4 protein-coding genes are annotated in these 6,391 nt (G+C 65.4%); 1 reads left to right on the plus strand and 3 read right to left on the minus strand.

Features of this window, described 5'->3' with window-relative positions; all coding sequences use genetic code 11:
- Positions 1-495: 495 nt before the first annotated feature.
- A complete protein-coding gene (locus tag AC1DKD_RS37780; RefSeq protein WP_441637349.1) occupies positions 496-936 on the minus strand; it encodes a DUF4399 domain-containing protein in 441 nt (146 codons plus the stop codon).
- Between the two features lie 43 nt (positions 937-979).
- Entirely contained in the window at positions 980-1,405 is a 426-nt protein-coding gene (locus AC1DKD_RS37785) for a DUF4399 domain-containing protein (protein WP_428180805.1), read from the minus strand.
- Between the two features lie 464 nt (positions 1,406-1,869).
- On the opposite strand from AC1DKD_RS37785, the gene AC1DKD_RS37790 reads away from it, so the two are divergent.
- The gene (locus AC1DKD_RS37790) at positions 1,870-3,828 is read left to right on the plus strand and encodes an SUMF1/EgtB/PvdO family nonheme iron enzyme (RefSeq protein WP_441637351.1); all 1,959 of its coding nucleotides are present in this window, start codon (positions 1,870-1,872) and stop codon (positions 3,826-3,828) included.
- Between the two features lie 38 nt (positions 3,829-3,866).
- On the opposite strand, the gene AC1DKD_RS37795 is transcribed toward AC1DKD_RS37790, so the two are convergent.
- The gene (locus tag AC1DKD_RS37795) at positions 3,867-5,930 is read right to left on the minus strand and encodes a serine/threonine-protein kinase (RefSeq protein ID WP_477144460.1); all 2,064 of its coding nucleotides are present in this window, start codon (positions 5,928-5,930) and stop codon (positions 3,867-3,869) included.
- Positions 5,931-6,391 lie beyond the last annotated feature (461 nt).

A 6,391-nucleotide genomic window follows, 5' to 3' on the forward strand; every position in this document is an offset into this window, starting at 1 on the left:
TCGAGTTCTTCGGTGACGGACAGGTCCTTGATGGCGAGGGTGGTAGTCATGGCAGTTCTCCTTGGGAGTCATGGCAGTTCTCCTTGGGAGCGATTGGGACTTGGGTTCGGTTGGTTCGAGCATTGTTTCTGCGCTCGGGAGGTACAAACGCATGGAGTGTGCCAAGGCGGGCCAGGTCAGCGTGAATCGCCCGCAAACGCAGGCGGGACGTGGGAAGAAATTTTTCGAGGCGGGGAAAATGGCGCCAGCGCACAGTGCACGGCGGCCTAAATCTGGCGGGCGCATACCAACACAACAGACACCATGTGTTCGCTCGTCAGCGACAGACGCCAGCGGGGCGCGGCGATCGCGCTCAGCGTGACTGGGAAACAGGGGGAGGCGTGATGCGCGCGATACGTTCAGTTCGGGGGTAGCGCTTTCCCACCACGGAGGCACGCGCGCGGCGCAACCGCGATCCCGGCGGCGCGGTGCGTTCCGCGCCGTACCGGAACGCGATCACTTCACGTAGATCGTGATCTTCTTGGAATAGATCGGCGGGTTGTGCGGGATGTGCTTGTCATCGGCCATCAGCAACTGCAGGGTGTGCTTGCCCGGTGGCAGTTCGATCGTGGTCTCGGTCTCGCCGGCGCCGAAATGCACATGGTTGCGATCGTTAGGAATTTCCTTGTCCATCGGCGGCAAGTCCGTATCGATCAACAGATGGTGATGACCCGTGTTGGGAAACTTCACGCCACGCGGCGCCACGCCCATGCTGCGCAGCCCGAACCACACTTTGATCGGCTTGCCCGCCGGCAGGACCTGGTTGTTGTTGGGGTAGCCGATGTACAGGTAGGCATTGGACGGCGCGGGCGTCGGACCCGCGATCGCGCTGGCCGGCATGACACCGTTCAGAAGCAGGCTGGCGGCGAGCGCGGCAGCAGATATGAGCTTACGCATGGACTCTCTCCCGTATCGTGCCGCCGGCCCGGCGGCCCGGGCCTTATCGAACGGTAATGGTGATCTTCTTGGAGTAGATCGGCGGATCGTGGGGCTTATGGTCCTTGTCGCCGAGCAGCAACTGCAAGGTGTGTTTGCCTGGCGGCAGCTCGATCCGCGCCTCGGTCTCGCCCGCGCCAAAGTGCACGTGGTTCCGGTCGTTCGGAATCTCCTTGTCCATCGGCGGCAGGTCAGTGTCGATCAGCAGGTGGTGATGGCCGACATTGGGCATGTCGGTCCCCTTGGGCGCGACCCCCATATTGCGCAGGCCCATGCGCACCCAGAATTTGCCGCCGTCGATCACGGCGCCATCGGGGGGCCAGATGATGTAGACCTCGGCATTGGGCGGGGATGTGGCGGACAACGAGATCGAGGGCAACGGCGCCAACAGAGACGCTGCCAGTGTGCCGAGCACGGTTCGCCTGTGCATACGATAGCCCTCCCGAACAACGGTCCGCGCCGGAACATGCAAGGCAACACCTGTGTGGCAACGCGTGCACCCGGCGCCGCTGCAAAGCAACGGACGCAGGCAATTCGCGTGACCTCGAAAGCGCGGTGGATTCTTGCTCTTCGTCAGCGCTTTTGCATTTCGTCATTTAGCTTAGAACGGAAAACTGCAAAAAGATACTTGGTGCTGCCGTGCGCGATCGCTGGGCGCAGGCAACAGTGAGCTTGCTGCGCCACCTTGCGTTGCGAAGCACCTCCGGATTCACAATCGCTGTGCTATGGTTGATTGAGCGAGCCCAGTGCCGCCCGCGCTGCATCGCGTCGGCGCCAGGGACGAGGCGGACCGGCCGGGTGATGGCCGGGTATCATCGCTCGCTGGTGGCGCGTCACGCCGCTTGCGCGTGGGACCGCCGATGCACTTCGGCGCCGTACGAACAAGGCCTGAATATGTGGCGAAAACTCCTTGTCATATGCCTGTTCGCGTTGGCAGCGGCCGTGCGTGCCGAAGCCGGCATCGACACGCCAGCGTCCACCACCGAAGCACGGCTCACGGCCACTTCCGCCGGGAACGGCCAGGCCCGGCGTCTCGCCCTTGTCATCGGCAATGCCGCGTATGCGGACGAACCGCTGCCCAATGCCGCCACCGACGCGCAAGCCATGGGCCAGACCCTGGCAGCTCTCGGCTTTGACGTCATGCTCCGCGAAAACCTGGACCGTGACGGCATGGCAAGCGCGCTTGCCGAATTCCGGCAACGGTTGCAAGCAGGCGGCGTCGGTCTGTTCTACTTCGCCGGGCACGGCATCGAGGTCGCGGACAACCCGGTGCTGATTCCCGTCGATGCGGGCAGCCGCACGCCCGCCCGCTTGCTCACGGCGGGCACCGAGCTTCGCACCGTGCTGGCAAGCATGTCGGTGCCGCGCCCGGACATGCGCAACGTGCTGATCCTCGATACCTGCCTGGACAATCCGTACCGCGGCGGTGCCTTCAAGCCGCCAGCCGCGCCCGCCAACACCCTGATCGCCTATGCCACGGCCCCTGGCATCGCCGCAGCCGAAGGCGTCAGCCATGGCGTATTCACCGCCGCGCTGCTGCGTACGCTACGCATGCCCGGACTCGATGCCGAGGCAGTCTTCCGGCAGGCGGGCGAGATCGTCAGCATGCAAACGGGGCTGCGGCAGCAGCCGTGGGTCTCGTCCTCGCTGCCCGCCCCGCTCCGGTTGGACACGGACGCGGCACCCGCCATCGACAGCACCACCTATTCCGCCAGCCTGGACGGGAATCCGGCGATCCGGCATCGCGGGATCCTCCCGAAAGACAGCGATGAACAATACGAGCTCAGCTTCTGGGATTCCATCAAGAACAGCAATTTCCCCAGCGACTATGAGGCCTACCTGAAGGCGTATCCGAACGGCCGCTTCGCGCCGCTGGCACGGGCAAGGATCGAGCGGCTGCGTGCGGCGGGCGTCAAGGCAGAGCCGCCCGCCGACCGCGCCCGCACCGCGCCCGCCGCCTCCGGGCCAACCGCGGCACAGGGCACAGTCACGCCACCGCCAGCGCGCACGCAGACCGGAAAAGTGCAACCGCCGCCAGCCACTTCATCCGCCAGCGCGCCCGCCGCCCCGGCAAGTACGCCCTCACCCGCCACGCAACACGCCGCCGCTTCCGGCGCGGTGACGGTCGACATAAAACCGGGTGAGATCAAGGACTGCCCGGCTTGCCCCGTGCTGCACAACGTCGCACCGGGCAGCTTCACCATGGGCAGCAATGGCGGCGACCCGACCGAAAAGCCCCCGCACCGCGTCACCATCGCGCAGCCCTTCGCGATCGGCAAGTACGAAGTCACCGTGGAGCAATGGGGTGCCTGCGCCGACGCTGGCGCGTGCCCGCGTATCGCCACCGTCGCAAGCGCCCCCAGGAACGCGCCCATGCGCGATGTGAGCTGGGACGATGCCCAGCAATACCTCGCATGGCTGAACAAGACCACCGGCAAGCACTATCGCCTGCCGACCGAGGCCGAGTGGGAATACGCTGCCAGGGGCGGCACCTCAACGCTCTACTGGTGGGGCGACCAGATGCGCAAGGGAACGGCGAACTGCAAGGATTGCGGCGATCCGTGGAGCGCCGATACGCCGGCCAACGTCGGCTCCTTTGCCCCCAATGCCTTGGGCCTGCACGACGTGAATGGCAGCGTGTGGGAATGGGTCGCCGACTGCTGGCACATTTCCTACAAAAACGCACCGGTTGACGGGCGTGCCTGGGACGAACCCGGCTGCAGCGTACGCGTGATCCGTGGCGGCTCCTGGTTGGAGGGCGCGAGCTATATGCTCTCCTCCACCCGATTCAAGTACAGCGCCAGCGTGCGCCAGTCGCAGAATGGCTTTCGTGTCGTGCGAGACATGAAGTAGCGGCTTCCGTGCCAGTCCCGTCGGGGCAAGCTGGCCGACTAGCGCGCCTTGGTGGATATCTGCACCACGTCGGCGCCGATGTGGTCATCTCCATGCTTGGCGGCCATCGGCCCCAACTGCCGTTCAAGCGCGCGCAGATAGTCCTGCCTGGACTCCACCTCCGGGCGTAGCGCGTCGAACAACGGCGCTGGCGTGGTGAGCAGCACGATCAGCTCCGTGCCAAACGGCTTTGCGATCACCCAGTCGCCGAGGCTGCCGACGGTCGCGTGATAGCTGGCGGGAGCCTGGTTGGCCTTGGCGCGCTGGCTGGGCACCATGTGCACGACCTTGCCGTCCGCCATGTAGTAGTCGACATAGACGTAGGTGTCGTAAGGCGGCGTCGTGATATCGACAATCAACGGTGTACCCTCGGTCAGCTGAGCACCTGGCGCCCTGGTGCGGATCGTGGTGAGCGCGTCCCCGTCGCGGCGCCCCGACCAGTAGGGCCCGATCAGCTTGATCACATCGCACTTGTCGTCACCCAGCGGTTGCACGTCAAGGTTCAGTGTCTGCACGCCGGGAACCGCCTCCAGTTCATCTTTCAAGCGCTTGATGCCGAACCGGTCCGCTACGTAGCCGCGCACCTGCAGCGCATGCTCCTGCGCCGATGCCGAGAAAAGCGAGCAAGGCACGCGCGCCAGCACCGGCGCGACAGCCTGCATGGAGAGCGCGCGCTCCGCCTTGGCTTCCTGGCGCGATGGCGCTTGCGGCGGCGCAGGCTGGGCGGGTTGCGTTGCGACGGGCGCGGGAGCGGTCTGTGTCGGGGGCTGAGCCTGGCCGTCCGGCGGGTGACGCGAGCGCCATGCGTAGTAACCCACGCCGCCTGCCACCAGCACACCGGCCAGGGACACAGCACCCAGCCTGGCCATCGGCATCGCGCCGCTGCGCTCGGTTCCCAGGTCGGCCAGGAAGCGTGCCACGGTGGGCGTGCGCGTCGCGCGATCGAAGGACAGCGCGGCACGCAGCGCTCGCCACTGGCCGCGGCTCAGCGACTTCGGCCGCTGCGGCTTGAGGCCGGCACCGCGTGCCTGGTTGGCCGACAACCGCTCGTAAGGATGCCGGCCCGTCAGCAGTTCATACGTCACGCAGGCCAGCGCGTAGATGYCATCGCGCGGGTCCGGCTCGCGATGCTCGAACATCTCGGGACTGGCATAGGCTGGTGTCATGCCGCCGAGCGTGCCAGGGTCGAACACGGTCGGGTCCGCATCGTCCGCCGGTTGCTGGAAGACCCGCGCGATGCCGAAATCGATCACCTTCACTTCACCGCTGTCCGTGAGGAACACGTTGGCAGGCTTGAAGTCGCAGTGGACAAAGCCACGTTCATGCGCATAGGAAAGCGCCCTGCCCATGCCGGTAACGATTGGCAGTGCCTTGGCGAAGGGCATGCCGGCGAAATCCGGCGCGCGCAAGACGCGATTGAGCGACTTGCCCGACAGGTACTCCATGGTCAGGTAGACCACCGAACCATCGCGATCGAAATCATAGACCGTCACGATATTGCGGTGCGCCAGCGTCTGCGCCTTGCGCGCCTCTCGCTGCAACGCTATCAGCGATTTCGGATGACCGCGGAACTGCACATTGAGAACCTTGATGGCGATATAGGGCTTGCGGTCGGAGGCCTCGAGCTTGCGCAGGTCCAGCGCCTTGTAGACCGTACCCATGCCCCCCACGCCAAGGCATTCCTCCAGTACAAAGCGGCCATTCAGGGTGTCGCCCACCCCCTTGGACTGCTCCGCGCCGGCAATGGCCTGGTCGGCCGGCGGTACCGGCGCGGTCGAGGGCGTGGTGGGCGGGGAAGCCATGCCGGGAGCGCCGGTCTGGACGCGGGTTTCCTCGCCGCCATCCGCGAACTGCGTTGCCCCGCGGCGCTCAATGCGCTGCAGCACCTCTTCATAGACGCCTGGCGGCAGCGGGAAGCGCGTGTTCTCCTCGCAAAGCATGTCCGCCAGCTGCGTCGCGCTGGCCTGGTCCACGGCCAAGGTGCTGTCAATGCGGGCAAGAAGCTCGTCGTGCGACAGACCACCGCTTTGGAAGGTACGTATCAGGTCTGGAATGCTAGGCATCGATGCAGCCGCGACGTAGTTGCGCGTAGTTGCGCCTTGAGCGTTCACTCGCCGCTCACCGGCGAGTACCTACCCACGATGGATACTAGTCCGCACTCATGCCAATCGCAAACCCCTCGTGCATTGCATCAACACCGGCAAGAGACGCCTGCCGCACGATTGACGGGTCCAGGCGGCTGCGTGTCGCGCATTGGCGAACACCCGGTGTTGTTGTGTTGGTATGCGCCCGCCAGATTTAGGCCGCCGCGCACTGTGCGCTGGCGCCATTTTCCCCGCCTCGAAGAATTTCTTCCCACGTCCCGCCTGCGTTTGCGGGCGATTCACGCTGACCTGGCCCGCCTTGGCACACTCCATGCGTTTGTACCTCCCGAGCGCAGAAACAATGCTCGAACCAACCGAACCCCAAGTCCCAATCGCTCCCAAGGAGAACTGCCATGACTACCACCCTCGCCATCAAGGAC

The organism is Cupriavidus sp. 05T313 (genome assembly GCF_056396665.1).

Coding starts and splice junctions, on each gene's coding strand:
- AC1DKD_RS37780 (WP_441637349.1), bottom strand. CDS start 936: ATGCGTAAGCTCATATCTGCTGCCGCGCTCGCCGCCAGCCTGCTTCTG.
- AC1DKD_RS37785 (WP_428180805.1), bottom strand. CDS start 1,405: ATGCACAGGCGAACCGTGCTCGGCACACTGGCAGCGTCTCTGTTGGCG.
- AC1DKD_RS37790 (WP_441637351.1), top strand. CDS start 1,870: ATGTGGCGAAAACTCCTTGTCATATGCCTGTTCGCGTTGGCAGCGGCC.